The following is a 1,572-nucleotide window of genomic DNA, read 5'->3' on the forward strand; positions in this document are numbered from 1 at the left end:
TCCAGCGTGGCGTTGGGCGTCTTGAACACCATGGTGCCCATCTTCAGCCGCTGGTCGTTCCGCCAGGCCTGGACCATGTATTCCGGGATCATCGCCCCATCCCCGTCCAGGCTTTCTGATGCTTATTCTTAGATCGATTCAACTGCCTCGCCGCTTCCCGCGATCCTTTCGTACGGTTGCGTAGACTGGTGGGTCGTCCGCATGAGCATATCCCTGCTTAACTTGGGTGTGCCGTAATATAGTCCGAGGTGGATACCGAGAAGTATCTAGGAAGCAGGGAATGGAGGCTTTGCGATTATTGGTCTGTACGCCAAGCTTGTGAATGAGGACAGATCCAGGCAGCGCAGGGTTTCGCAACGCCAACGCAATTGGTAGCGTTAAAAGATGGCGCAGCAACATCGTCATTCGTCCACCAATCTCCGCGACTTCATCAACGAGAATTGCGAGTGCGCGCTGAAAATCACCGTCAATTTTTCGAAGAAGGTGAAAATCCATAATGTATTCGCCGATCTGAAATAGATCGTTGTAGCTATCGTCGGCGATATAGATGCGGCCATATTCTTCGTGGTACTCGGCAATGGCGTCTGTCGGACTTGAGGATGTGTAATGAAATGCGGCCTCATTTCTAATGAGTTCAATTATATTGCCGCTGCGACCAAAATATTTTTTTACTGCATCAAGATTTAGTTTGCCTTCTTCGTCCAGCGCGTTGTCGTAATTCTTGCTCATCTGTGTGCCAAAATATCTATACTTGAGAAGGTTCCAAGATTCGTAAATTTTACCTGCCATAAGGCGCAATAAGATCAAGTATTGGGTGTTTACGTAAGCGTCGTAAATTTCGCCTTGGCGCGTTTGGTTTTGGGCAACTTGAACAACCCGAATCATGGCTGCAAGTTCTGTGTGAGCGTGCGATGCGGTAACGAGGAAGTTTCGCTCATCGTCTGGCATAGCTCGAATTGCGTCAATCGGTATACGTAATTCCACGAGGCGCATTGGCGTAGCGCCACGCAATCTCTGCTTCTTCGCTCGTTCTGATGTCATCATTCAATGATGCAACGTTTGCGCCGAGTTGTCTGCCGGAAATCGGGGCAAGGTACGTCCGCGCTATGGCGCAGAAGGCGTCAGATTTGGGAACGTCCGGAGGAGAGCATCCTAAGGGCAATTCAGCACTAAGGCTTACGGCTTGTGGCGATCACGCTGCGGAACAGCGTACGGGCACCCTCTCGCAGTCGCGTTGCTGGCGCCGGGGCATAGCTTCCATTGGACTGCGATCACCGACGTGCCCCGGTTGGCAACCGTGCCCTTCAAAGGCCCTGCCTCCTAGCTCCCGTTCATCGAGAACACTCAGGGCAGGCACAGCGCTGAATGGCAGGCGCTGTCCACGCGCATCTACCGACGAAGCACATGGACCTCGTCGCGATGCTGAAGCGCGACGACGGCATTTGGCATTGCCACGCCAACGCCCTGGTGGGGCACAGGCTGGCGGCCGGGAAGCCCTCACCCCGGCGGCGTCGAACTCTCCCCCTCGAAGGGATTGGCCCAGGCCAGGATCACATTGTCCCCGTAGTTGAA

At 53.8% G+C, this 1,572-nt stretch carries 1 protein-coding gene; it reads right to left on the reverse strand.

Annotation, left to right across the window (positions count from 1 at the left end; genetic code table 11):
• Positions 1–138: 138 nt before the first annotated feature.
• The gene (locus tag BM041_RS30355; RefSeq protein ID WP_139226249.1) at positions 139–948 is read right to left on the reverse strand and encodes a hypothetical protein; all 810 of its coding nucleotides are present in this window, start codon (positions 946–948) and stop codon (positions 139–141) included.
• Positions 949–1,572 lie beyond the last annotated feature (624 nt).

Origin of the sequence: Falsiroseomonas stagni DSM 19981, assembly GCF_900114315.1 — a bacterium.
Classification (GTDB): domain Bacteria; phylum Pseudomonadota; class Alphaproteobacteria; order Acetobacterales; family Acetobacteraceae; genus Falsiroseomonas; species Falsiroseomonas stagni.